Origin of the sequence: Pseudomonas sp. FeN3W, from assembly GCA_030263805.2 — a bacterium.
GTDB lineage: Bacteria > Pseudomonadota > Gammaproteobacteria > Pseudomonadales > Pseudomonadaceae > Stutzerimonas > Stutzerimonas stutzeri_G.
Genome location: CP136010.1, coordinates 4,713,015 through 4,737,880, shown reverse-complemented (window position 1 = coordinate 4,737,880; position 24,866 = coordinate 4,713,015). Strand labels below are relative to the sequence as shown.

The following is a 24,866-nucleotide window of genomic DNA, read 5'->3' as shown; positions in this document are numbered from 1 at the left end:
GTTCGTACCTGGTTAGATCATCTCTTCGCCGCCCTTGGAACCCAGGACGATTTCACCGGCCTCGGCCATGCGGCGAGCAATGGTAAGGATTTCCTTCTGCGCATTCTCGACATCGCTGACACGCACCGGCCCCTTGGCCTCCAGGTCGTCGCGCAGCAGTTCGCCGGCGCGCTTGGACATATTCTTGAAGACCTTTTCCTTGATGCCGTCGTCGGCGCCCTTGAGCGCCATCACCAGCACGTCGGAGGATACCTCACGCAGCAGCACCTGGATGCCACGGTCGTCGACGTCGGCCAGGTTGTCGAAGACGAACATCAGGTCCTCGATCTGGCTGGACAGGTCCTCGTCCACGTCGCGGATCGCATCCATCAGCTGGCCTTCGACGGAGCTGTCCAGATAGTTCATGATGTCGGCCGCACGCTTCACGCCGCCCAGGCTGGCGCGGCTGGTGTTGGTGTTCCCGGAGAACTGCTTCTCCAGGATCAGGTTCAGTTCCTTCAGCGCGGCCGGCTGGACGGTATTGAGCGAGGACACGCGCAGGACGATGTCCAGGCGTACCTTGTGGTCGAAATGCGAGAGCACCTCGCCGGCCTGATCAGGGTCGAGATAGGCCACCACGATGGCCTGAATCTGCGGGTGCTCGTAGCGGATCACATCCGCCACGGCGCGCGGCTCCATCCATTTCAGGCTGTCCAGACCGCTGGTGTTGCCGCCCAGCAGGATACGGTCGATCAGGCCGCCGGCCTTGTCCTCGCCGAGGGCCTGGGTGAGCATCTTGCGAATGTAGCCATCGGAGCCCACGCCGAGGCTGGTCTGGTCGCCGACGATCTCGACGAACTCGCTCATCACCTGCTCGATCTGCACCTTCTGCACGTTGCGCATCTGCGCCATGGCAGTACCGACGCGTTGCACCTCTTTCGGACCGAGGTGACGCAGGACCTGCGCCGCGTCGGTTTCACCCAGCGAGAGCAGCAGGATGGCGGCCTTGTCGACCTTGTTGAGCTTGGCTTGAACTCGATTGTCATTCATCGGCGTTGATCCACTCTTTCACCACCTGGGCTACCCGTCCCGGGTCATCGGCCACCAGGTTCTTGATCGCGTTCAGCTGGGCTTCATATCCCTCGCTGGGGCTCGGCAGCAGAATGTTCTGCGGGCCGCTCAGGCTGACCCGGTCGCTGGCCAGGCCGGAATCCAGTCCATCATCGCCGCCCAGCTCGCCCGGACCGCTGGCAACCTGCAGCTCCTTGCCGCTGGACGGATTGGTGAGGCTCTTGAGCACCGGACGCAGCACACCGAACACCAGCACCAGGATGAACAGTACGCCGAGGACCTGCTTGACCACATCCCAGAACCACGGCTGCGAATAGAACGGTATCTCTTCGAAGGTCTCCCCTGCGCTGTCGGCGACGAACGCGGTGTTGATCACGCTGACGCTGTCACCGCGGCTGGCATCGAAACCCACCGCGTCCTGCACCAGGCGGGTGAAGCGCGCCAGATCATCGGCGTTCCACGGTACGCGAACCATCTCGCCGGCCGCATTGAGCGTCATCTGATCGTCGACCACTACCGCCACCGAGAGCCGGCGCAGGCGACCCTGCTGCTGCTTGGTATAGCTGATCGAGCGATCGAGTTCGTAGTTGCGCGTAGCCTGCTCACGCTTGTCGGCCGGATAGGGCGCAAGCATCGGTTGACCGGTCACGGGGTCCATGACCTGCTGACCATTGGCATCGAGCAGAGGCTGACCAGGAGCCACGGCCCCCGCGGCGGCGGCCTGATTGGCCTGCTCGGGCGCGGTCGCCGGGCCAGGAGGCTGATTGCTCAGGGCGCCCGGCACGCCTTGCGGCGGCAGGCTGCTCTGACGCTGCTCATTGACGCTCTGCTCGCTGCGCAGCGCCGGCTGATCGGGGTTGAAGGTTTCCGAGGTGGATTCGACAGCGCTGAAATCCACGTCCGCGGAGACTTCGGCCTTGTAGCGGCCGCTGCCCAGCACCGGTTGCAGAATGTTGTGCACGCGCTGGGTGTAAAGGCCTTCCATGCGGCGGCTGTAGTCGAACTGCTTGCCGGCCATGCTCAGTTCGGTGAGCTCCTGCTGGTCGGAAAGCAGATTGCCCTTCTGATCCACCACGGTGATCTGCGACTTGTTCAGTTCCGGCACGCTGGTCGCAACCAGGTTGATGATCGCCATCACCTGACTCGGCTCCAGCGCGCGGCCCGGGTAAAGCTCTACCAGTACCGAGGCACTGGGCTTGCGCTCGTCGCGAACGAACACCGAACTCTTCGGGATCGCCAGGTGCACACGGGCGCCCTTGACGTTGTTCAGGCTGGAAATGGTGCGGCCCAGTTCGCCCTCGAGGCCACGACGATAGCGGGTCGCCTCCATGAACTGGCTGGTACCCAGACCCTGTTCCTTGTCGAGGATTTCGAAACCGATGTTGCTGTCCGCCGGCGCGATACCCGCACCGGCGAGCTTGAGACGTGCACGCGCAAGATCATCCGCCTTGACCAGCAGGGCGCCGGAGTTCGGTTCGACGGTATAGGAGATGTCCGCGGCAGCGAGGGTTTCCATCACCTGGTTGGCATCCATCCCGGCCAGGCTGCCGAGCAGCGGGCGGTAATCGGGCTGCTGCGACCAGAGCACCACGGCGAAACCGATCGCCACGCTGGCTGCCAGCCCGACCAACAGGCCGACCTGCCGCAGCATGGACATATCCGAAAGGTTTTCCAGGAAGGACAGGCCCAGCAAGGGCTTCTTGACACCCTCGGGAGTAACCGGCACCGGAACGTTCACCGCTTCAGCCATGATTCAATCCGCCTCACACCGGCATCTGCATGATGTCTTGATAAGCCTGAACCAGTTTGTTGCGCACCTGGGTCATGGCTTGAAAGGAAACGCTGGCCTTCTGGGAGGCGATCATCACTTCGGTCAGGTCGACACCGCCTTGCCCCATCTCGAAGGCAGACGACAGCTGGCTCGAAACCTGCTGGGTTTCGTGCACTTTATTCACCGCCTGGCCAAGCATGTCGGAAAAGCTCGGAGCGCCGACCTCCTGGGTCTTGACCTCCGGCTTGGCGCGCGCCATTGCATCGGTCTGCATGGCCCGCATTTCCAGCATCAAGCGATTGAATTGAACACCCTGACTCATCTATTCCTCCAACAGCCGCGGTTTTTTTGACGCATCGCGGCAGGCAAAGACTAGATAGCAACAAGGGTGCCAGATCGAATACCAACGGCCTGGCACGGCGATGACCTGCACGCACATCGCCGCGACTGTTACGTGCAATCCGCTGGTGGCTGTACCGCGACGCTACCCGACCACCGCCAATAGGCTTGTACGATAGGCTCGCAGCAGCCGCGCGACGCCATACCTTGCATAAGTAGAAAACAGCAATGAACCAGATCAGCCGCACCGCCCTGCGCCCCCTGAGCGACAGCTCGCCTTCGACCGTCGTCGCCGGCTTCATCGCCATGCTCACCGGCTATACCAGCTCGCTGGTGCTGATGTTCCAGGCCGGCCAGGCGGCGGGCCTGAGCGGGCAGCAGATATCCTCCTGGATCTGGGCGCTATCGATCGGCATGGCGATCTGCAGCATCGGTCTGTCGCTGCGCTATCGCACGCCGGTGGTGGTCGCCTGGTCGACGCCGGGCGCGGCCCTGCTGATCACCAGCCTGCCCGGCGTGCCGTATGCCGAGGCGATCGGCGCGTTCATCTTCGCCTCGGCGCTGATCGCCCTGTGCGGCCTGACGGGCAGCTTCGACCGGCTGATGCGCCGGGTGCCGGCCTCGCTGGCCGCCGCCCTGCTGGCCGGCGTACTGTTCAATATCGGCAGCGAGATTTTCCGTGCCGTCGAGATTCAGCCGTTGCTGGTGCTCGGCATGTTCTTCAGCTACCTGCTGGCCAAGCGCCTGCTGCCGCGCTACGCGGTGCTCGGCGCACTGCTGGTCGGCTGCCTGATCGCCGGGTTGTCAGGCCTGCTGGATTTCCAGCGCTTCAGCCTGCAGGTCGCGGTGCCGGTGTGGACCACACCGGCGTTTTCCCTCGCAGCGATCTTCAGTATCGGCATCCCGCTGTTCGTCATCGCCATGGCCTCGCAGAACATGCCGGGACTCGCCGTATTGCGCGCCGAAGGCTACCAGGTACCGGCCTCGCCACTGATCTCCACCACCGGCATCGCCTCGGTGCTGCTGGCGCCCTTCGGTTCCCACGGCATCCACCTGGCGGCGATCACCATGGCTATCTGCGCCGGCCCCGAGGCGCACCCCGACCCACACAAGCGCTATACCGCGGCTGTCTGGTGCGGGGTGTTCTATGGCATCGCCGGCATCTTCGGCGCCACCCTGGCAGCGCTGTTCGCAGCCTTCCCGGCGGCGCTGGTGCTGTCCATCGCGGCGCTGGCGCTGCTCGGCTCGATTGGCTCGGGACTGACCCAGGCGATGCAGCAGCCGCACGAGCGCGAGGCGGCGCTGATCACCTTCATGGTCACCGCTTCCGGATTGACGTTGTTCGGTATCGGCGCAGCGCTCTGGGGGTTGATCGCGGGGGCGCTGACGCTGGTGATTCTTAACAAGCGGGTCTGAAGCTGGGTAGACAACCGGACTGGCAAGATTGCGTGTTGCTGTCATCCCAGGGTTGTACCTCGGTGATCAGGGCGCTTAGCGAGTGTGCTGATACTTCTGGTTTCGCCCTGCTGGGCGAGTCCCTTTTTCTTGCTTGGCCAAGAAAAAGGAACCAAAAAGAAGGCCACCCGACATCCGGCCCCGGCTGCGCCGGGGTTCCCTCCTTCCGGTGCCGCTCCGGGGGCCGTCACGAAGGGACGTCCCTGTCCCTTCGTTCCTCGCTCGGCGTCCATGCCTCGCGTCCCCCTGCGCGACACCTCCACTCGGCCTCCTGACGGGAACGGAGTCCGAGTCGCCTGGAAGATCGTGGAGATCGAGAATTATTGATTTTTGCTTTTTGCTCGATGCACAAACTATCAGGCGACTCCAAACGCCCCATCAGGAGGGTGAGCGGAATCGTCGCGTAAGGGGTTGAGCCGCAGGGATGCGGCGAAAGGCTTAAAGGGCCATGGATGGCCCTTGTAAGCCGACCCCTGGAGCGACGATGGAGCGAAACGGAGCGTAGCGGAGTAACAGCCGCAGGCTGGCCCGAAGGGCGAGCGAAGCAAGTAACGAACCCCGGCGCAGCTGGGGCCGGATGCAAGGGGCAAGACTTTTTGGTTCCTTTTGGCGGGGCCGGCCATCCGGGCGACTGCCAAAAGGGACTCGCCCAGCAGGGCGAAACCAAACTTTCAAGCAACTCGATAAGCGATCATGAAAGCGAAACTTTCATTCAACATCCAATCTTGCCAGTACGGTATCAGCAGCCCCCATCCCGAACACCGACAACCTAGATCGCCGTCGCCCCGCCATCCACCGCCAGCGCGTGGCCGGTGGTGAAGGCGGCGCCGTCGCTGCACAGGTACAGCACCGCAGCCGCAATTTCCTCGACCTTGCCGATGCGCCCGACCGGGTGCATCGCGGCAGCGAACTCGGCCTTGCGCGGGTCCGCCTCGTAGGCGCGGCGGAACATGTCGGTGTCGATCACCGCCGGGCATACCGCATTCACGCGAACCTGCTTCTTGGCGTATTCGATCGCCGCCGACTTGGTCAGGCCGATCACCGCATGCTTGGATGCCGCGTAGATGCTCATCTTCGGCGCCGCGCCAAGACCTGCGACTGACGCGGTGTTGACGATCGCGCCGCCGCCCTGCGCCAGCATGACCGGCAGCTGATGCTTCATGCACAGCCAGACACCCTTGACGTTGACGCCCATGATCGCATCGAACTCCGCCTCGCTGCCCTCGGCCAGGCGCCCCTGCTCGATCTCGATGCCGGCGTTGTTGAAGGCGTAATCGAGCCGCCCGTACTGCGCCAGCGTCTGCTCGATGAGCGCCTTGACCTCCGCATCGCGCGTTACGTCGCAGCGCACGGCGATCGCCTCGCCGCCAGCAGCACGAATGCTTTCTGCGCCATCGCGAATGCCCGCCTCATCGATGTCGGCCAGCACCACCTTGAGACCCTGCTCGGCGAACGCCTGCGCCGTGGCGCGACCGATTCCTGCCGCTGCGCCGGTAACCAGGGCAACCTGCCCGGAGAATGTCATGCTCATGATTGTTCTTCCCGAAGAATTCGACTCACCTTGCGCCTGCAAAATGACCGCACAAGGCTTCCCGGTCGAACTTATACCGCTATGCGCTCGTGCATTTAACTGCCGTCACGGTCATATCACCGAACTGGATGCCCTTTCATTCCAGCCTGCCGACGTAGCTTGCAGCGCGGTGCTGGCCGGGCTAAACCAAACCTTTCGCAAACACGAGGTTTATTTCATGACCCTGCTCAACCAGCAATTCCTGCTAGCCCAGCGGCCGATCGGTGCGCCGACCCGGGAGACCTTCGACTACGTCGAGAAGCCGGTGAGCGAGCCTGGCCCCAATCAGATTCTGGTCAAGGTCGAATACCTGTCCATCGACCCAGCCATGCGCGGCTGGATGAACGATGCCAAGTCCTACATTCCGCCGGTGGGCATCGGCGAAGTGATGCGCGCCCTCGGCGTCGGCAAGGTGATCGCCTCGCAGCACCCGGACTACAAGGAAGGCGACTATGTAAACGGTGCGCTGGGCGTGCAGGCGTACTATCTCGGCGAGCCGAAAGGCTTCTACAAGGTCGATCCGCAGCAGGCCCCGCTGCCGCGTTACCTGTCGGCGCTGGGCATGACCGGCATGACCGCCTACTTCGCGCTGCTCGCGGTCGGCCAGCCCAAGGCCGGCGAGACCGTGGTGATCTCCGGGGCCGCCGGTGCGGTCGGCAGCGTTGCCGGGCAGATCGCCAAGATCAAGGGATGTCGCGTGGTGGGTATCGCCGGTGGCGCGGACAAGTGCCGTTTCCTCACCGAGAAACTCGGTTTCGACGGCGCCATCGATTACAAGAACGAAGATTTGGCAGCGGGCTTGAAGCGTGAATGCCCGAAAGGCGTGGATGTGTTCTTCGACAACGTCGGCGGCGACATTCTGGATACGGTGCTGCAACGCATCAGCGTCGGCGCGCGAGTGGTCATCTGCGGTGCCATCAGCCAGTACAACAACAAGGAAGCGGTGAAGGGCCCATCCAACTACCTGTCGCTGCTGGTCAATCGCGCGCGCATGGAAGGTATGGTGGTGACCGACTACGTCTCGCGCTACCCCGAGGCGATGCGCGACATGGCTGAATGGCTCGCGAGCGGCCAGCTCAAGAGCAAGGAGGACATCATCGAAGGGCTGCAGACCTTTCCAGACACGCTGATGAAGCTGTTCACCGGCGGCAACTTCGGCAAGCTGGTGCTCAAGGTCAGTTGATCACCCGCCCGCTGCGTCAAGAAGGCTGAGCCGTGAGGCCCAGCCTTTTTTCGTCATGCCAGCTCAGCCACCACGGCTGCCAACGCTTGTGCCGGATCGGCTGCCTGCGCGATCGGCCGGCCGATCACCAGATAATCGGAGCCTGCAGCCATGGCCTGGGCGGGAGTCAGGATGCGCCGCTGGTCGTCCTGCGCACTGCCGGCCGGACGAATGCCCGGAGTGACCAGCTGCAGCGCGGGGAATTGCGCCTTGAGCGGCACGGCCTCCTGCGCCGAACAGACCAGCCCATCCAGCCCAGCCTGCGCAGCCAGCCCGGCCAGCCGCAACACCTGCTCCTGCGGCGCGACATCCAGACCGATGCCGGCGAGGTCGTCCTGTTCCATGCTGGTCAGCACGGTGACACCGATCAGCAACGGCGCAGGCCCGGACATGCCGGAAAGCGTGTCACGGCAGGCCGCCATCATCCGCAGACCGCCGGAGCAGTGCACGTTGACCATCCACACACCCAGCTCGGCAGCAGCCTTCACCGCCATCGCGGTGGTGTTGGGAATATCGTGAAACTTGAGGTCGAGAAACACCTCGAAGCCCATTCCCTGCAATGCCTCGACCACGGCAGGACCACAACGCGTGAACAGCTCCTTGCCGACCTTGACCCGGCAAAGCCGCGGATCGAGCTGGCGCGCCAATGCCAAAGCAGCATCGCGGGATGGGAAATCGAGCGCTACGATAATCGGAGTCTGGCAGGTCATGACACGTCCTCGGAAAAGTCGGCGCGCATTGTCGCAGAAAACACCGCACGCGACGAAAGCCTGCCTGCGGGGTCAGAATAGCTATCGCAACGCAGATCGTGACCACCCAGGCGCCGCCCCGTAGAGTGCGGCGCGCCATAGCCGATCAATCGCCTGGAGGAAAAACATGCCTTGGTATTTCTGGCTTATCCTGCTCGTCGCGCTGGGCTCGATCGTCGGTAGCCTGCTGATGCTGCGCTCGACGGCCAAGAAGATTCCGCTGACCGACGAACAGAAGAAACGCATCGCTCAACGCAACGCCGAGGCGGACGCGCAGGACTCCCGCGACCGCTGAAAGCCGATCCAATGCAGCAGTTCGGGCCGGCAGTCCGCTGCTATTTACGATGATTTTGCCGAGCGGTAGCGGCACCATGCCGCCATTGCCGCGATCCAAAGCAGTGCTGGCAGGAATCCCCTCATGCAAACGCCCCCTCCCGACGATGGCCCGGTCAAACCGAAGGCCAGATCGATCTTTGCCCGCCGCATTCTTCCTGGCATGGCCGCGTTGCTGGTCGTCGCCCTCGTTGTGGCCGCCGCTGCGCTGATCCACATCGCCCGGCGAATCGATCAGGACGCGCTGCAACAAAGCCACTTCCTCGTAGGCAAGGCGCTGCAGGCGCAGCGCGACTGGATGAACCGCTCCATCGTCGACTATGCGTTCTGGGGCGATGCCTACGCGCACCTAAACAGCCAGGTCGATCTCGACTGGGCCTTTACCCAGGCCAATCTCGGCCCGTCCCTGTACAAGGACTTCGGCTACGAAGCGGTGCTGGTCATCACTCCGGCAGGCAATACGGTCTACTCCGTGTTTCGCGGCGAACTGCAGCCAATCGACAGTTTCGAGTTTCTCCAGCGCGGCTTACCACAACTACTGGCGCGAGCCCGAGAAGCAGTCGAGGAAGAATCGGGCGTCTCAGCCCTGCTCTGGGCTGACGGTCAGCCGGCGCTGGTCGTCGCGGCCGAACTGACCACCGGAGGTACGGATGTCGAGCAGGACGAAGGGCCGGCATCAGTTCTGTTGTTCGTCGACCTGCTGGATGCCGAGCGGCTGGCAGAAATCGGTGAGCAGTATGCGATCGAGCGTCTGCGCCTGGCTTCGGACTCGCTGCCAACCGATGGTCCGCGCATCGAGCGACCGCTGGAAGATGGCTCGACCATCCAGCTCACCTGGACGCCGGCCCAGCCCGGGCGCCTGCTGCTATGGGTCACCCTGCCGATCCTCGCCGCCGTGGCACTGGGGTTGGGGCTGCTCGCCTGGTTGCTCATTCGCCATGCCTTGCGCAGCCTGCGGTTGCTCGACATCAGCTATGCACGGCTGGCCGCCAGCCGCAGCGCGCTGGCAGAAAGCGAAGAACGTTTTCGCGATGTCGCCGAGGCCGCCTCCGACTGGATCTGGGAGACCGACGCGCAAGCTCGGCTGACCTTCCTTTCCAATCGCTTTCGCCAGATCACCGGCCACGAGCCCAGCCAGTGGCTGGGCCGCCCGTTGCTGGAGCTGCTGATCAGCGACAGCGCCGCACTGCAGAACTGGCTCCAGGCACCACAGGACGCACCGCTGCGCAGCAGCTATCGCGCAGCCGATGGCTGCGAGCGTTTCTGCCGGCTGGCCGCACGCGCCATCCATCAGGACGCCGAGCTGATCGGCTACCGCGGTACCGCCAGCGACATCACCGAGGAAACCAGGGCGCAGGCTCGCGTCCAGTACCTCTCCCAGCATGATGCCCTCACCGGCCTGCCCAACCGCAGCCGGCTGCGCGACTACCTCGATCAGAATCTGGCGGCGCTTCGTAGCGGTTCGGCCCTGACACTGCTCTACATCGATCTGGACCGCTTCAAACCGGTAAATGACACCCTCGGTCACGCCGCTGGCGACGAGGTGCTGATCAGCGTGGCATCCCGACTGCGCCAACACACCCGCGACGGCGATCTTGTAGCCCGGCTAGGCGGCGACGAGTTCGTCGTCGCGCTTCATCGGATGAGCGAAGACACCGATATCGATCGTCTCTGCAACCGCATCATCGAGGCACTCAGCGCGCCCTTCGTCTACGAGGACCAGCAGATCACTATCGGTGCCAGCATCGGCGTAGCCTTGGCGCCCAACGATGCCAACCAGCCCAACGAACTGCTGCGTTGTGCCGACATCGCCCTCTATCAGGCAAAGGAAGCCGGCCGGGGAACCTGGCGCGCCTATGGCCGCGATATGGATAAACGGCTGCACGAGCGGCTGCAACGCGAGCAGGAGCTGTGCGTCGCGATTGCCGAGCAGCAGCTGGAGGTCTACTACCAGCCCCGTTACCTGAGCGAAGGCATGCACATCGTCGGTGCCGAGGCGCTGGTACGCTGGAATCACCCCGAGCGCGGGCTGTTATTGCCAGAGCAGTTCATTCCGCTGGCCGAAGAAACCGGGCTGATCATTCCGCTCGGGCGTTGGGTACTGCACCAGGCCTGCGACCAGGCGACCCACTGGCCAGCCGATACCGTCGTCTCGGTCAACCTCTCGCCATTGCAGCTGCATGACGATCGGCTGCTCGATGAGATAGCCCAGGCCCTCGGCAAGAACGGTCTGCCAGGCGAGCGGCTGGAGTTGGAGGTTACCGAGAGTGCCCTGCTGCGGGAAACGCAGGGCACGCTGGACCGGCTCAAGCGGATCAAGGCACTCGGCGTGCACCTGGCCGTGGATGACTTCGGCACGGGCTACTCGTCGCTGACCAGCCTGCGCCACTACCCCTTCGATGTGATAAAGATCGACAACAGCTTCGTGGCCGGTATCGAGCAGTCTATGGAAGATCATTCGATCGTACGCGCCTTGATCGAACTGGGTCGCGGGCTGCAGATGCGCGTGACGGCCGAGGGCGTGGAAACCGAGGAGCAGCTGCGTTTGCTGAAAGACGACGGCTGCACCGAGGTGCAAGGCTTCCATATGAGCCACCCCATGCCGGCCGATGAACTGCAGCGGCTGCTGTCGCAGCTGCCAGCGAGGGGCTAAAACGCAGCGCCGTTGAACGCATGCACCTCAGCGCTTGAATTCGAGGCGAATCTCCGCGCCCTCGATGAGCTCCTCGTCTTCCGTATCTCCGGAAATCAGACGACCGCCGATCTGCATCGATCGCGACGGCCCGCTGCCCTCGAAGAGCGGCGGCAACAGCCGCATCGGTTCGTCACCCGAACTCGGCGCCAATTGCTCGACTAGATCCTCGGGCAAGCGCAAATCGAGTTCAGGCTCGGGCAACTCGACCTTCGCTGGCGGTGTGGCTCGCTTTACCGTCGAAAGCTGAGGCTTCGAGTCAGGCGCCTCGACCTCGGGAACGGGCTCAGGCAGGCTGATCTCCACGTCCGGCGGCTCGGCTTCGGGCGTTTCTTCGATCGGCGCCAACTCGATATCGAGATCCGGCGGCACCTCTTCCTGTTCGACGACACTCTTGGGCTCGAAGGGCTGCTCGACTCGCGCGGGTGCACGCGATGAGGTCGACTCGTCGTCCCCGCACCCGCTCAGCAAGGCCAACGACAGCAATAACAACAGCGGCCTTTGCATCCGAATACTCCTCACAGCGGCAGGTTTGGGGCTCTATTGGGCATCCCGACACAGCTCCGAGGCCAGCTGTCCGAGCGTTCGCAGTGCCCGTTCGGTCTCGTTATTCCAGGGCAACCCACAGTTGAGACGAATGCAGTGGTTGAACTGTTCAGTGTTGCTGAAGATCAGTCCCGGCGCGATGCTGATCCCCTGCTCCAGAGCCCTCACATGCAGGTCCTGGGTATTGACCCGCACCGGCAGGCTGACCCAGAGGATGAAGTTACCCTTGGGGCGCGTCATCTGGGTGCCTTCCGGAAAGTAGCGCTGTACCGCCAGCTGAAACGCGCTGAGATTCTTGCGGTACTCCTGGCGAATGGCACGCAGGTGCCGATCGTAACCCCCGTTCTCCAGATAAGCCGCCACGCCCATCTGAGTGACACTGCACGCCGAATGGGTACTGAAGGTCTGCAGGCGCTCGATCTCGGCCTGATGACACCCGGCGATGACCCAACCGATGCGCACCCCAGGCGAAAGCGTCTTGGAAAAGCTGGAACAGTAGATGACACGACCGTCCCGATCATTGGACTTGAGCGCTTTGTACTGGCCCTGGTCGAACATCAGCTCGCCATAGATATCGTCCTCGACGATCTGGATGTCGAAACGCGCCGCCAGGCTCAGCAGCTGCTTCTGGCGGTGGTCAGGCATGCTCACGCCCAGCGGATTGCTCAGGCGCGCGGTCAGCACCAGCGCCTTGATCGGCCACTGCCCGGCCGCAAGCTGCAGCGCCTCAAGGCTCATGCCGGTGTCCGGGTCGCTGGGTATCTCGATGACCTTCAGGCCAAGCAGATCGGCCAGCTGCAGCAGGCCGTAATAGGTCGGCGACTCGGCGGCGATGAGATCGCCCGGTTTGGTCAGGACCCGCAGCGACATCTGCAGTGCATCAACGCAGCCGTGGGTGATGACGATCTCGTTCGAATCCACCACCACCCCGGCATCGCGCATGCGAATCGCCACCTGGCGACGCAGCGGCTCGTAGCCCGGACTGAACATGTAGCTGAATGCCCGCGGGCTCTGGAACCGCGTGACCTTGGCCAACTGCTGGTGCAACGCTCGCACGGGCAGGTAATCCACGTGCGGCACGGCCGCCCCCAGCGGAATCAGCCCCTCGCGGCGCGACTCGCTGAGCACCTGATTGATGATGCTGCTGCGGGTAACCAGTTTCGGCCGCTCGACCTGGGCGATATCCGGCGTCGGCGCAGTGAGTACCGGCGTCTGGTGGACATAGAAGCCGGACTGCGGGCGCGCACGGATCATGCCCTGATCTTCGAGATTGGCGTACGCCTGCAACACCGTGGCGTGGCTGACACTCAGCTGTCGGCTCATCTTGCGTACCGAAGGTACGCGCTCACCGGGACGATACACGCCACGTCGAATATCTTCGGCAAGCTGCTGGGCAATGCGCTGATAGAGCAACAGATTGGTCATCTCGTCGGTCTCCTGCCAACTGAACCGTAACAGTAGCGCACTGCTGGAGACCCGGACCAATACAGTTAGGTCACGTCTAGGCGAAACAGTCTGTTCAAACGTCCGCGCGACTAACGGTCGGGACCGAGATTGCCTTGCGCATCGGAGAACAGGATCTCGACGCGACGGTTCTGCGCGCGACCGCGGGCCGAGGCGTTCTCGGCCAGCGGAAAGCGCTCACCATAGCCGCGCACCTCTACCCGTTCGGCAGCGACGCCAAGATTGATCAACAGATCCGCCACCGTTTGCGCCCGCGCCTGCGACAGTGCAAGGTTCTCCTGGACATCGCCGCGGCTGTCACTGTAGCCCTCGATGCGAATCTTGCGCTGCGGATTGAGCTGGAGAAAGTGCACCAGCTTGAGCAGGGTGCGATTGGCGGTGTGGCTAAGGTCAGCACTGCCGGCACGAAACAGCACGTCGCCGAGCGTCATGACCATGCCTCGATCGGTTTCGCTCGCAGCCAGGCTCATCATCTGGTCTTCCAGCCAGTTCCCCTGTTGCTCGGCGGTCATCAGCCTGGCGTCCTGCAGCATGCGCCGCAGCCGGTCGCGTTCCATCTCCAGGCGCGCGACCTGCTCCTGATGTTGCAGCAGCTCGCCCTGCTGCGCGGCAATTTCACTGTAGCGCTGACTCAGATAGGCGTAATGTCGAGCATCGGCGGCGCCACCCCAATAGTCGTTGAAACGCTGGGCGCGTTGCTCTGTCTCGAGCGCACGCTGAATATCCTTCGGCGCACTGCGCTGGGCCATATGGTCCGCCTGAATACGCTGCAGCGCTGCAGATGCGCGGGACAGTTCAAGCTCGGTCTGCGAGGTCGAGCAACCAACCAGCACCAGCCCAGCCAGGGTTATTGCAAGCCCACTTCTCACCTGACCTCCCCCAGCAACTGCCGCAGTCGCAGAATCCGACGATTCAGATCGTCTATCTGCGCCACACGCTTGTCCTTCAGAACCCTGCTCTCCGCCAGACGCGCATCCAGTTCCGCCTGCTCAGCCAACAGTCGGGCTTCACGATTATCGCCTGCCTCGAGTGCCGCCTGGGCCTTACTCAACTTGCTTTCGGCCAGCACCAGTTCCTCATACGCATCGGTTGCGCCTACGGAGCGCGCCTGGGCCACGGCCTGTGCGGTCAAACGCAATTGTTCTGTCGGGACGGGGTCACTGGCGCAGCCAGTCAGGAAAACCAGGACCAGAAATGGGCTGGCGAGAAGTCGTTTCAACACGGCGAGTCCTACTTTTTCGAAGCCTTTGCCCGCTCTGACTGCTGGTTCTTCCAGACGGTCAGGTTGTGCGCCACCAGTTGCTCAGGCACGCCGGCGGCGCGCAATTCTGTCATCTTCCGCGCCAGTTGTCCGCGCAGCCAGGGATCATTGCAGGCCGAGTCGTGCGAAATGGCCAGGTGCATATCCCGGCCTACCACGGGCGGCTCGAGTCGCTGCACCTTGTCCAGCAGCCCCAGTGCGTCGGCCGTGGCGACTGCACCGTATCGCTCATGCAACAAGTAGTCGCCATTGCCCGCCACGACCTGTTTCAGTCCCTGAGCGAGGTCGGCGACCGACAGCAATTTCAGATGACGCTTCGCGAAGGCATCGAACTCGCTGCCGAAACGGCTGGTGCCAGCGATCAAGCCGGCGTGGCCTTCCAGATCTTCACGGCTGGCATAGAAGAAGCCGGGCTCATTGCGTACCCAGGCGACGGTCTGCAGTTGCAGGATGGCCGGGTGGACGAAATCCAGTTCTTCGAGCCGCTGTACCGTCAGTGTTGCATCGGCCAGTACATCGACCCGACCACTGCGCACCTCTTCGAGCGCTTTGGTTCGGTCACCGGTGTAAAGCAGGTCCAGTTTCAGACCGAGCGAATCGGCGATCTGTCCGAGCAAGTCCGCATTGGCCCCGATCAGACGCTTGGGGTTCTGCGGATCGCGCCAGAGAAAGGGGGGGTTGTCCGCTGCGCCAGTCGCCACCAGACGGTCGCACTTCCCCGCTGCCGCTGCCGTGAGTGGCGTTGCCAACACCAGCGCGACTATGGCCAATTTCAACGGAAAAGCGAAACGCATGAAGATCCCCTTATTGCACGAGTGAACCGATGCTGAGCGAAGTTCGCCGATGGTACACCGGCAAACCCGTCGATCGCCCATGAAAAAACCCGCTACATGAGCGGGTTTCTTCAACAGCGATCAGCTTCAGACGAGCTTTTCCAGCTCCGGCACGATCTCGAACAGGTCGCCCACCAGGCCGTAGTCGGCAACCTGGAAGATCGGGGCTTCCTCGTCCTTGTTGATCGCGACGATCACCTTGGAGTCCTTCATACCTGCCAGGTGCTGGATGGCACCGGAGATACCGACCGCGATGTACAGCTGCGGCGCAACGATCTTGCCGGTCTGACCGACCTGCATGTCGTTCGGCACGAAGCCGGCGTCGACCGCGGCACGGGAGGCACCAACTGCCGCGCCGAGCTTGTCGGCCAGCGAGTACAGGTGCTTGAAGTTCTCGCCGTTCTGCATGCCGCGACCGCCGGAAACGACGATCTTGGCAGCGGTCAGCTCGGGACGATCCGACTTGGCCAGCTCTTCGCCAACGAAAGCGGATTTGCCGGCATCGCCAGCCCCGGAGATCTGCTCGACCGCAGCAGAACCGCCGGTGGCATTCACGGCATCGAAGCCGGTCGCACGAACGGTGATGACCTTGATGGCAGCGCTGGACTGCACGGTAGCGATGGCGTTACCGGCATAGATCGGGCGCTTGAAGGTATCGGCGCTCTCGACGGCGATGATCTCGGAGATCTGATCGACGTCCAGTTGAGCGGCCACACGCGGCAGGAAGTTCTTGCCGTTGGTGGTCGCTGCCGCCAGCACGTGGCTGTAGCTCTTCGCCAGGTCGGCGATCAGCGGCGCGACGTTTTCCGGCAACTGATTGGCGTAGGCCGCGTCATCGGCGACCAGTACCTTGGCCACGCCTTCGATCTGCGCGGCTGCTTCGCCGATGGCACCGCAGCCGCTGCCGGCTACCAGTACGTGGATGTCGCCACCGATGGCTCTTGCTGCAGCAACGGTGTTCAGAGTAGCGGCCGCGAGGACGGCATTATTGTGTTCAGCGATAACCAGGATAGTCATTTAGATTACCTTCGCCTCATTCTTCAGTTTCTCGACCAGTTCAGCCACGGACTTGACCTTGATACCGGCGCTGCGGGCTGCCGGCGCTTCGACTTTGAGGGTCTTGACGGTCGACGTGGTGGTGACGCCCAGCGCATCCGGAGTCAGCGTTTCCAGCGGCTTCTTCTTGGCCTTCATGATGTTCGGCAGCGACGCATAGCGCGGCTCGTTCAGACGCAGGTCGGTGGTGACGATCGCCGGCAGGTTCAACGCGACGGTCTGCAGGCCGCCGTCGATTTCGCGGGTTACGTTGACCTTGTCACCAGCCACTTCGACCTTGGAGGCGAAGGTGCCCTGAGCGTAGCCGGTCAACGCGCCGAGCATCTGCCCGGTCTGGTTGTTGTCGCTGTCGATCGCCTGCTTGCCGAGGATGACCAGCTGCGGCTGCTCCTTGTCGACCACGGCTTTGAGCAGCTTGGCGACCGCCAGGGAGTTCAGTTCGTCGTTGGACTCGACCAGCACGGCGCGATCGGCGCCCAGCGCCAGCGCAGTGCGAAGCTGCTCCTGAGCAGCAGTCGGACCGATGGAGACGACAACGATTTCGCTCGCCACGCCCTTCTCTTTCAGGCGTACGGCTTCTTCCACGGCAATTTCGCAGAAGGGGTTCATCGACATCTTGACGTTGGCGAGGTCAACGCCGGAATTGTCCGCCTTTACGCGAACCTTGACGTTGTAATCGACCACTCGTTTGACAGCTACAAGAACCTTCATGGATTCCTCGTTACTCTCCGGTGAATAGAATTCCGCCGAGGCGAACCGAGCCTTGCTCGTGGCTTGGGTTTTGTTAGCCGCTGCCCTGTTCGGCGAGTGCAAACCGTCCGTATCTTGACCGCAGGCCGCGGATGGGGTCAACAACGCATATGACCCGTCATAACGGCGCGGTTCAGGCGATTCTAACAGGCTTCCAGAAAATTCAAACAAACGTTTGTATTGGACCGATTCGAGCGTCTATATATAATGCGCCGGCCCGGCTCGGTCAGGGACCGATCACAGCCCTCCACAACTTATATAACAACCAAGCCCTGAGTAGGAGAAAGCCCAATGGAACGCGAATACATGGAATTCGACGTTGTCATCGTCGGCGCCGGCCCTGCAGGCCTATCCGCAGCCTGCCGCCTGAAGCAGAAAGCCGCCGACGCTGGTCAGGAAATCAGTGTATGCGTCGTTGAGAAAGGCTCCGAAGTAGGCGCCCATATTCTATCCGGCGCAGTCTTCGAGCCGCGCGCACTGAATGAGCTGTTCCCCGATTGGAAAGAGCTCGGCGCCCCGCTCAACACACCGGTCAAGCGTGACGATATCTACCTGCTCAAGACCGCCGAAGCCGCCAGCAAATTGCCCAACGCACTGGTCCCCAAGACCATGCACAACGAAGGCAACTACATCATTTCCCTCGGCAACCTGTGCCGCTGGCTGGCCCAGCAGGCCGAGAACCTGGGTGTCGAGATCTACCCGGGCTTCGCCGCTCAGGAAGCGCTGATCGACGAGAACGGCATTGTGCGCGGTATCGTTACCGGCGATCTCGGCGTCGACCGCGAAGGCAATCCAAAGGAAGGCATGTATACGCCCGGCATGGAGCTGCGCGCCAAGTACACGCTGTTCGCCGAAGGTTGCCGCGGCCACATCGGCAAGCAGCTGATCAACCGCTTCCAGCTCAATGCCAACGTCGATCCGCAGCACTACGCCATCGGCATCAAGGAACTCTGGGACATCGACCCCGCCAAGCACGAGCAGGGTCTGGTCGTACACACCGCGGGCTGGCCGCTGAACGACGAAAACACTGGCGGCTCCTTCCTCTATCACCTGGAAAACAACCAGGTGGTCGTGGGCCTGATCGTCGACCTGTCGTACAGCAACCCGTACCTGTCGCCGTTCGATGAATTCCAGCGTTACAAGCACCATCCGGTGATCAAGCAGTACCTGGAAGGCGGTAAGCGCGTTTCCTATGGCGCCCGCGCCATCGCCAAGGGCGGCATCAACTGTCTACCGAAGATGGTGTTCAACGGCGGTGCGCTGATCGGTTGCGACGCCGGCACCCTGAACTTCGCCAAGATCAAGGGCAGCCACACGGCGATGAAGTCCGGCATGTTGGCTGCCGAAGCCGCTGCCGACGCGCTGCTGGCCGGGCGCGAAGGTGGCGACGAACTGACCGCCTACGAAGAGGGTTTCAAGTCCAGCTGGCTGTACGAGGAGCTGTACAAGAGCCGCAACTTCGGCGCGGCCATTCACAAGTGGGGCGCGATCAAGGGTGGCGCGTTCAACTTCATCGATCAGAACATCTTCGGCGGCAAGATCCCCTTCACGCTGCACGACACCAAGCCGGACTACGCCTGCCTCAAGACGGCTGCCGAGTCGAAGAAGATCGACTATCCCAAGCCGGACGGCAAACTGAGCTTCGACAAGCTCTCCTCGGTATTCCTCTCCAACACCAACCACGAAGAAGAGCAGCCGGTTCACCTGAAGCTGGCCGACCCGAGCATCCCGATCGAGAAGAACCTGCCGATGTACGACGAGCCGGCGCAGCGTTACTGCCCGGCCGGCGTTTACGAGGTCGTGAGCAACGACGATGGCAGCAAGCGCTTTCAGATCAACGCGCAGAACTGCGTGCACTGCAAGACCTGCGACATCAAGGACCCGGCGCAGAACATCACCTGGGTGGCGCCGGAAGGTACCGGCGGGCCGAACTACCCCAACATGTAAGACCAGCAAAAAGGCTCCCTCGGGAGCCTTTTTCGATCATGGGTAACGAAATCGCCAGCGCACTACTCAGCGGCGCCAATCGGGAAGAACGTCCCGCCACTCCACACACCGAGCCAGTCCCTGCCATCTAGCTTGCCGGGCACCGCCAGCTCCACGAGCTCATAAAACACATTGCGATGAATCAGCGCCTCGAGATTGGCACGCACGTGCACATATGGCGCCGGCTCCTGCGTTTGCGGGTCGGTGACAACGCGCAGCGGGTGCTCTTCACCCGCCTCGACCTCATCATCGACATTGGTGATAAAGCGCAAGCTCTGCCTTTCACCCTCGCCACTGACTTCCAGCCGAACCGCAACGAAAGGCGCGTCTTCGACCTGGATACCGACCTTCTCTACCGGCGTCACCAGGAAATAGTCCTCACCGTCGCGACGAATCACCGTGGAAAACAAACGCACCATTGCCGGCCGCCCAATCGGCGAACCCTGATAGTGCCAGGTCCCGTCGCGCGCGATACGCATGTCCAGGTCGCCACAGAACGGAGGGTTCCACAGATGCACCGGCGGCAACCCTTTCTTCTTCCCACCAGCGGAAAGCTGCGCCAGCAGATCTCCAGCCTTGCCTGTATCGGTCATTCGGTCCTCCGCGGTTGAATGAGGTAATCGCCTGCTCCCGATACTGCCACATCGCTCAACGTGACAGGCCCAACAACCGACGAGCATAGTCCTGCAGCGGCGGACGCAAGAGTTGCTCCGGCTTGGCGTCGTAGATGCCGAGCACGCCACCACGATTACGAATGCGAGCCGTATCGACCAGATAGCGCGTTCCGGTTTCCACCAGCATCAGCTGCACCACACCGGAATCGACACCAAGCCGATCCAGCGCGCGCTGGTCGTTCAGCTCGTCAAAACTGCCGATGCGGTCATCAGCCGCGGCAAACCGCAGATACAGCAGATAATGGGCGCCCATCGACGACGCCTCACTCATGGCCTCTTCCAGCCCGAGCGGGCCACGGGCGCGACGAACCATGGGGAAGTACTCGACAAACCCACTGAAGGCCTCTTCGGCCACGACGTTCGGTCGCGGGTATGCGTCGCCGGGCGGCACGAAATGTCCCTGCGCGATATAGATGAACGAGTCAGGCTGCAGGCGCCAGGAGTTGGCACGACGGGTTTCGCTGTGATCCAGAATACCGGCATCGCGAAGGTGATAACGGGTACCCTCGGCCATGTCGCTGACCTTCATGCAGCCGGAAAGCATGAGCGATGCCAGCAAGCCTGACACTGCCAGTAACAGAAATCGCATGGAACTCTCACCTCGTAGGGCCGGTGACGAAAAACCGACGATTCCACAGCCAATGCAGCATCCACGCCACTTCCGGCACCGAGGCGATCCAGTTCTCTCCGCTCGAACGAGGCGGCTACAACCCTCGCTGCCACTCCTGACGCAACGGAGCGTTGCGCGGGTCTTCGATGGCCTCACGGACCCGACGCAGCAGGCCCGGCTTATCGGCACCCAACACACTCTTGAGCACCAGATAATTGGACGCGTGATCGCTGCGAAAAACTGTATCGGTCAGCTCCAGATCCTCCAGCAGCCACTCCAGTTCGCGAAACAGATCGGCCGGCACCAGCGGCTCGAAATCCTCGAAGGTTTGCCGAAAACGCGCTTCACCCTGCGGAAAACTGACCACCAGCGTGGACAGGAACTCGGGCTGTGCTGCATTCATCAGCCGCGCGGAATTGCGTGCGTGCTGGCGACTCAGTCGACGACCGCCCAGTCCGTTGAGAATCATCACCGAGCGTGCGATGCCCGCCGCTCCCAGCTTATCCAGCGCACTGAGTGTCGATTCGTAGGTTTCACCCTTGTTGACCAGCGCCAGCACCTCATCGTCGCCAGACTCGGCACCGACATAGGCCATGCCGAGTCCCGCATCCGCCAGCTCCTGTAGCTCGGCAACGGACTTCTTGCGCAAGTTGCGTGGCAGACAGTAGCTCGAGACACGCTGCACTTCGGGCAGGCACTGGCGAATCTGCTCGAGGATTCTCAACAGCCGGTGGGTCGGCAACACCAAGGCGTCACCATCGGCGAGAAATACACGTTGCACGATCAACTGCTCGCCGCAACGACGGATCTCTTCGAGCACCTCCGCCTCGTCGCGCGCACGAAACTTCTTTTGCGGCGCGGTGTACATGTCACAGAAGGTACAGCTGTTCCAGGAGCAACCATTGGTCACCGGCAGAATCAGCGAATGCGCCTCGCTGGGCGGCCGAAATACCGGCTCGATGTAGCGGATGGGAAACTCGCTCGCGTTCATTGCGTCCACGCCTGTTCGATCTTCACGCTGCCGCCGATTCAGTCACGCTTGCGCTTGTTGCCCATGCGCACGCCGATATCCATCAGGAACTGGAAGAAGCCGTCCTGATCTTCCAGCACGTTGCTCCAGAACGGCGAGTGGTACAGCGCCACCGCTCCATGCACCAGCGCCCAGGCGGCGCAATAATGGAAGTACGGCGGCACGTCTTCCAGCTTGCCTTCGGCGATACGGCCTTTGATCAACTGGGTCAGATGCTCGAAGTTGGAGGCGCGGATGCTGTGCAGCTGTTCGACCATCTCCGGCACCTGATTGCCCTTGACCACTTTCTCCTCGAGGCGGTCGAACAGCCGATAGCGCTGCGGATCGCGCATGCGGAATTCGAAGTAGGCGCGCGAAAGCGCTTCCTTGTCGCGGTCCAGATCGGGAGAGTGGAGGATCTGGTTCAGGTCGCGCTCGTAGTCGAGCATCAGTCGCAGGTAGATTTCGGCCTTGGACTTGAAGTGCTTGTAGATCGTGCCTTTGCCGATACCGACCGCATCGGCAATCATCTCGACGGTAACGCTGTCCTCTCCCTGGTCGAGAAAAAGCTGCAACGCGGTGTCGAGGATTTCCTGTTCGCGGCGACGAAATTCGCGGACCTTACGAGGTTCATTCTGCATAGGAAGGCTGCTTGAGGTAAAAACGAGGCAGCCATTATGCCTAACCGGTCATGAAATGCACGGGACATCCAACCATGATTCAAATAAATGACGAATTTCCGCAAATAGTCGGTTTGCGATATCTGAACCATGCTGCCGTCGCTCCCTGGCCGAGGCGGGCCGCTCGGGCCGTGAGCGCCTTTGCCGAGCAGAATGCGACCCTGGGCGCGCGCGACTACCCCGAATGGCTCACGGTGGAGCGTCGCCTGCGCCAACGCCTGACGCGGCTGCTCAACGCACCGAGCAGTGCCGATGTGGCGCTGGTCAAGAACACCTCCGAAGCACTGTCATTCGTCGCGTTTGGGCTGGACTGGAAAAGCGGCGATCAAATCGTGATCAGCGACGAGGAGTTTCCGTCCAACCGGGTGGTCTGGGAGGCATTGCGACCGCTCGGCGTGGAAGTTATTCAGGTCAGTCTCAAGGGCGCCGATCCCGAGGCTGACCTCCTTGCCGCGTGTGGTCCTCGGGTACGCCTGATGTCGATCAGCGCCGTGCAATATGCGAGCGGCATGCGGTTGGACCTTCCGCGCCTGGGTGCAGGCTGCGAGCAACGCGGCGTGCTTCTATGCATCGATGCGATCCAGCAATTGGGCGCCCTGCCCTTCGATGTCCAGCAGAACCGCTGCGCCTTCGCCATGGCGGATGGGCACAAGTGGATGCTTGGCCCGGAAGGGCTCGGCGTTTTCTATTGTCGCAGAGACCTACGCGAGCAACTGAAGCTGCACGAGTACGGCTGGCACATGCTGGAGCACGCCGGCGACTACGACCGTAGCGACTGGGAGCCCGCACGCAGTGCCAGGCGTTTCGAATGCGGCAGCCCGAACATGCTGGGGGCAATGGCTCTCGAAGCCAGCCTGTCGCTGCTGGAGGAGGTGGGGATGGAGCAAGTCGCCAGATCGCTGGACGAACGAATCGAATGGCTGAGCCAGGGGCTCAGCAGCCTGAAAGGAATAGAAGCCCTCTCGCCGGGCCAAGCGGAGAGACGCTCCGGCATCGTCACGTTCCGCCTCGACGGCTGGACCAATGCCGCCCTGTTCGAACGGCTCAAGACGGAACAGGTGGTGTGTGCTCAGCGCGGCGGCGGCATTCGCTTCTCGCCGCATTTCTACACACCGGAACACGTCATAGACGAAACGCTAGGCCTTTTGCGTGACCTGGCTGCGCACTGAAGGCGATCAGCCAGCGAGACTTGTATTCCAAATGCGTTTAAAAATCAGGGAAATCCGCCGGCAAACCCACGGAGCAGCGTTAATACTTGAGTAACTGGCAGGGCAATCCCCCCACTGCCCAGCCAGATGAGGTCGCTAGGATTGCGATTTCATACTCCTAATGGTCTTGGCCCGGCTTCCCTGGAAACCGGGTTTTTTTTTGTTCTCACACCTGTCGCGGCTGCGCCAGCAAACGAGTCCGCAGCCGGTAGCACAGCCAGAGAAACCCGACCCAGACTGGAATGGCGAATACCGACATGCGGATGCCGGGCAGCCACAGCATGATGATCAGGATTGCGCTGACGAAGGCCAGGCACAGGTAATTGCTCAGCGGGAACCAGAACGCCTTGAAGCTCGGCTCAACGCCTCGGTGCTGCATGGCACGACGAAACTTCAAATGCGCAAGACTGATCATCGCCCAGTTGATCACCAGCGCAGCCACCGCAAGGGACATCAGCAGTTCAAGCGCCCCCTGGGGAAACAGGTAGTTCACCGCCACGCAGAGCAGAGTTACCAGGGCCGATACGCCCACGGCGAGCACCGGAACACCACGGGCATTGATCTTCATCAGGCTACGCGGCGCGTCGCCCTGCTCTGCCAGGCCGTACAGCATGCGGCTGTTGCAGTACACACCGCTGTTGTAGACGGACAGGGCAGCCGTCAGCACGACGAAGTTCAGCAGATGCGCCGCTGTATCGCTGCCGATCAGCGAAAAGATCTGCACGAAGGGGCTGCCGCTGTAGGGATCGCCCGCGGAACCCAGCGTCTGCAACAGCGCGTCCCAGGGATACAGCGCCAGCAGCACCGTCAACGCGCCGATGTAGAAGATCAGAATGCGATAGACGACCTGATTGATCGCCCTGGGAATCACGGTTTTCGGCTCTGCCGCCTCTGCCGCCGTGATGCCGACCAGTTCCAGCCCGCCGAAGGAGAACATGATGATCGCCAACGCCAGCAGCATGCCGCTGAAGCCGTTGGGGAAGAACCCGCCGTGCGACCACAGGTTGCTGATACTTGCCTGCTCGCCACCCTGGCCACTGACCAGCAGGAAAAGTCCGAGCAGGATCATGCCGACGATGGCGGCGACCTTGACGATGGCAAACCAGAACTCGGCTTCACCGAAGGCTTTGACGTTGCTGAGATTGATCAGATTGATTGCCACGAAGAACGCAGCAGCTGTGGCCCACGTAGGAATATCGGGCCACCAGAACTGCACGTACTTGCCGACCGCCGTCAGTTCCGCCATGCCCACCAGGACGTACAGCACCCAGTAGTTCCAGCCGGAGAGAAACCCCGCGTAACCGCCGCCATACTTGTGTGCGAAATGGCTGAACGAACCTGCGACCGGCTCCTCGACGATCATTTCCCCCAGTTGGCGCATGATCAGAAAAGCGATGAAGCCACCGATCGCATAACCGAGGATCATCGACGGGCCGGCACTTCTCAGCACTCCCGCCGAGCCCAGGAACAACCCCGTCCCAATCGCTCCGCCCAGGGCTATCAGCTGGATATGGCGATTCTTCAGACCGCGCTGAAGCGGTCCGGTGTGCAGCGTTTCAGCGGTCATACGCCACCTTGTGGATCTTCATGGCAAGAAAAGCGCCGCTC

At 62.2% G+C, this 24,866-nt stretch carries 23 protein-coding genes; 6 read left to right on the top strand and 17 right to left on the bottom strand.

The window, feature by feature from the left end:
* Positions 1-12 precede the first annotated feature (12 nt).
* The 3 genes from fliG to fliE are packed head-to-tail and all read right to left on the bottom strand — an operon-like array spanning position 13 to position 3,143.
* On the bottom strand, positions 13-1,029 hold the full coding sequence (gene fliG / locus P5704_022375; protein WOF78709.1) for a flagellar motor switch protein FliG: 1,017 nt from the start codon (positions 1,027-1,029) through the stop codon (positions 13-15).
* Positions 1,022-2,800 (bottom strand): flagellar basal-body MS-ring/collar protein FliF, encoded by a 1,779-nt coding sequence (gene fliF, locus P5704_022370; GenBank protein ID WOF78708.1) that lies wholly within the window; start codon positions 2,798-2,800, stop codon positions 1,022-1,024. Before fliF ends, fliG begins: the two co-directional genes overlap by 8 nt.
* A 13-nt stretch (positions 2,801-2,813) precedes the next feature.
* A complete protein-coding gene (fliE, locus tag P5704_022365; GenBank protein WOF78707.1) occupies positions 2,814-3,143 on the bottom strand; it encodes a flagellar hook-basal body complex protein FliE in 330 nt (109 codons plus the stop codon).
* A gap of 245 nt (positions 3,144-3,388) precedes the next feature.
* On the opposite strand from fliE, the gene P5704_022360 reads away from it, so the two are divergent.
* Entirely contained in the window at positions 3,389-4,576 is a 1,188-nt protein-coding gene (locus tag P5704_022360) for a benzoate/H(+) symporter BenE family transporter (protein ID WOF78706.1), read from the top strand.
* An 808-nt stretch (positions 4,577-5,384) separates the two neighbouring features.
* Here P5704_022360 and P5704_022355 read toward each other — a convergent pair.
* Positions 5,385-6,146 (bottom strand): SDR family oxidoreductase, encoded by a 762-nt coding sequence (locus P5704_022355; GenBank protein ID WOF78705.1) that lies wholly within the window; start codon positions 6,144-6,146, stop codon positions 5,385-5,387.
* A gap of 217 nt (positions 6,147-6,363) precedes the next feature.
* Here P5704_022355 and P5704_022350 point away from each other — a divergent pair, with 217 nt between their 5' ends.
* Positions 6,364-7,368 carry an NADP-dependent oxidoreductase gene (locus P5704_022350; GenBank protein ID WOF78704.1) on the top strand — a complete coding sequence of 335 codons (1,005 nt, stop codon included), beginning with the start codon at positions 6,364-6,366 and terminating at the stop codon, positions 7,366-7,368.
* Between the two features lie 53 nt (positions 7,369-7,421).
* Here P5704_022350 and pyrF read toward each other — a convergent pair whose 3' ends face one another.
* Positions 7,422-8,117 (bottom strand): orotidine-5'-phosphate decarboxylase, encoded by a 696-nt coding sequence (gene pyrF, locus P5704_022345; GenBank protein WOF78703.1) that lies wholly within the window; start codon positions 8,115-8,117, stop codon positions 7,422-7,424.
* Positions 8,118-8,283: 166 nt separating this feature from the next.
* Here pyrF and P5704_022340 point away from each other — a divergent pair, with 166 nt between their 5' ends.
* Positions 8,284-8,451 carry a DUF2897 family protein gene (locus P5704_022340; protein ID WOF78702.1) on the top strand — a complete coding sequence of 56 codons (168 nt, stop codon included), beginning with the start codon at positions 8,284-8,286 and terminating at the stop codon, positions 8,449-8,451.
* Positions 8,452-8,574: 123 nt separating this feature from the next.
* Positions 8,575-11,142, top strand: a complete 2,568-nt coding sequence (locus P5704_022335) for an EAL domain-containing protein (protein WOF78701.1) — start codon at positions 8,575-8,577, stop codon at positions 11,140-11,142.
* A 27-nt stretch (positions 11,143-11,169) separates the two neighbouring features.
* Here the strand turns inward: P5704_022335 and P5704_022330 are convergent, their stop codons facing one another.
* The 7 genes from P5704_022330 to P5704_022300 form a co-directional block, all read right to left on the bottom strand.
* On the bottom strand, positions 11,170-11,688 hold the full coding sequence (locus tag P5704_022330; protein ID WOF78700.1) for a hypothetical protein: 519 nt from the start codon (positions 11,686-11,688) through the stop codon (positions 11,170-11,172).
* Between the two features lie 33 nt (positions 11,689-11,721).
* Positions 11,722-13,152: a PLP-dependent aminotransferase family protein gene (locus P5704_022325; protein WOF78699.1), complete on the bottom strand. Its 1,431-nt coding sequence runs from the start codon at positions 13,150-13,152 to the stop codon at positions 11,722-11,724.
* A 110-nt stretch (positions 13,153-13,262) separates the two neighbouring features.
* A complete protein-coding gene (locus P5704_022320; protein ID WOF78698.1) occupies positions 13,263-14,060 on the bottom strand; it encodes an OmpA family protein in 798 nt (265 codons plus the stop codon).
* The gene (locus P5704_022315; GenBank protein WOF78697.1) at positions 14,057-14,410 is read right to left on the bottom strand and encodes a DUF4398 domain-containing protein; all 354 of its coding nucleotides are present in this window, start codon (positions 14,408-14,410) and stop codon (positions 14,057-14,059) included. Before P5704_022315 ends, P5704_022320 begins: the two co-directional genes overlap by 4 nt.
* A gap of 11 nt (positions 14,411-14,421) precedes the next feature.
* Positions 14,422-15,246 carry a transporter substrate-binding domain-containing protein gene (locus P5704_022310; protein WOF78696.1) on the bottom strand — a complete coding sequence of 275 codons (825 nt, stop codon included), beginning with the start codon at positions 15,244-15,246 and terminating at the stop codon, positions 14,422-14,424.
* Positions 15,247-15,372: 126 nt separating this feature from the next.
* Positions 15,373-16,302, bottom strand: coding sequence for an FAD-binding protein (locus P5704_022305; protein ID WOF78695.1), 930 nt, complete (start codon positions 16,300-16,302; stop codon positions 15,373-15,375).
* Positions 16,303-17,052 carry an electron transfer flavoprotein subunit beta/FixA family protein gene (locus P5704_022300; GenBank protein WOF78694.1) on the bottom strand — a complete coding sequence of 250 codons (750 nt, stop codon included), beginning with the start codon at positions 17,050-17,052 and terminating at the stop codon, positions 16,303-16,305. It lies immediately after the preceding gene.
* A 330-nt stretch (positions 17,053-17,382) separates the two neighbouring features.
* Here P5704_022300 and P5704_022295 point away from each other — a divergent pair, with 330 nt between their 5' ends.
* Positions 17,383-19,038, top strand: a complete 1,656-nt coding sequence (locus P5704_022295; protein ID WOF78693.1) for an electron transfer flavoprotein-ubiquinone oxidoreductase — start codon at positions 17,383-17,385, stop codon at positions 19,036-19,038.
* 62 nt (positions 19,039-19,100) lie between these two features.
* Here the strand turns inward: P5704_022295 and P5704_022290 are convergent, their stop codons facing one another.
* The 4 genes from P5704_022290 to P5704_022275 form a co-directional block, all read right to left on the bottom strand.
* A complete protein-coding gene (locus tag P5704_022290; protein WOF78692.1) occupies positions 19,101-19,670 on the bottom strand; it encodes a DUF1285 domain-containing protein in 570 nt (189 codons plus the stop codon).
* A gap of 55 nt (positions 19,671-19,725) precedes the next feature.
* Positions 19,726-20,340, bottom strand: coding sequence for a DUF4823 domain-containing protein (locus P5704_022285; protein ID WOF78691.1), 615 nt, complete (start codon positions 20,338-20,340; stop codon positions 19,726-19,728).
* A gap of 115 nt (positions 20,341-20,455) precedes the next feature.
* On the bottom strand, positions 20,456-21,352 hold the full coding sequence (locus P5704_022280; GenBank protein ID WOF78690.1) for a radical SAM protein: 897 nt from the start codon (positions 21,350-21,352) through the stop codon (positions 20,456-20,458).
* Positions 21,353-21,390: 38 nt separating this feature from the next.
* Positions 21,391-22,011 carry a TetR/AcrR family transcriptional regulator gene (locus P5704_022275; GenBank protein WOF78689.1) on the bottom strand — a complete coding sequence of 207 codons (621 nt, stop codon included), beginning with the start codon at positions 22,009-22,011 and terminating at the stop codon, positions 21,391-21,393.
* Between the two features lie 74 nt (positions 22,012-22,085).
* Here P5704_022275 and P5704_022270 point away from each other — a divergent pair, with 74 nt between their 5' ends.
* The gene (locus tag P5704_022270; GenBank protein ID WOF78688.1) at positions 22,086-23,219 is read left to right on the top strand and encodes an aminotransferase class V-fold PLP-dependent enzyme; all 1,134 of its coding nucleotides are present in this window, start codon (positions 22,086-22,088) and stop codon (positions 23,217-23,219) included.
* A 205-nt stretch (positions 23,220-23,424) separates the two neighbouring features.
* Here the strand turns inward: P5704_022270 and P5704_022265 are convergent, their stop codons facing one another.
* Complete coding sequence (locus P5704_022265) at positions 23,425-24,825, bottom strand: amino acid permease (protein ID WOF78687.1); 1,401 nt, start codon at positions 24,823-24,825, stop codon at positions 23,425-23,427.
* Positions 24,826-24,866: the final 41 nt, after the last annotated feature.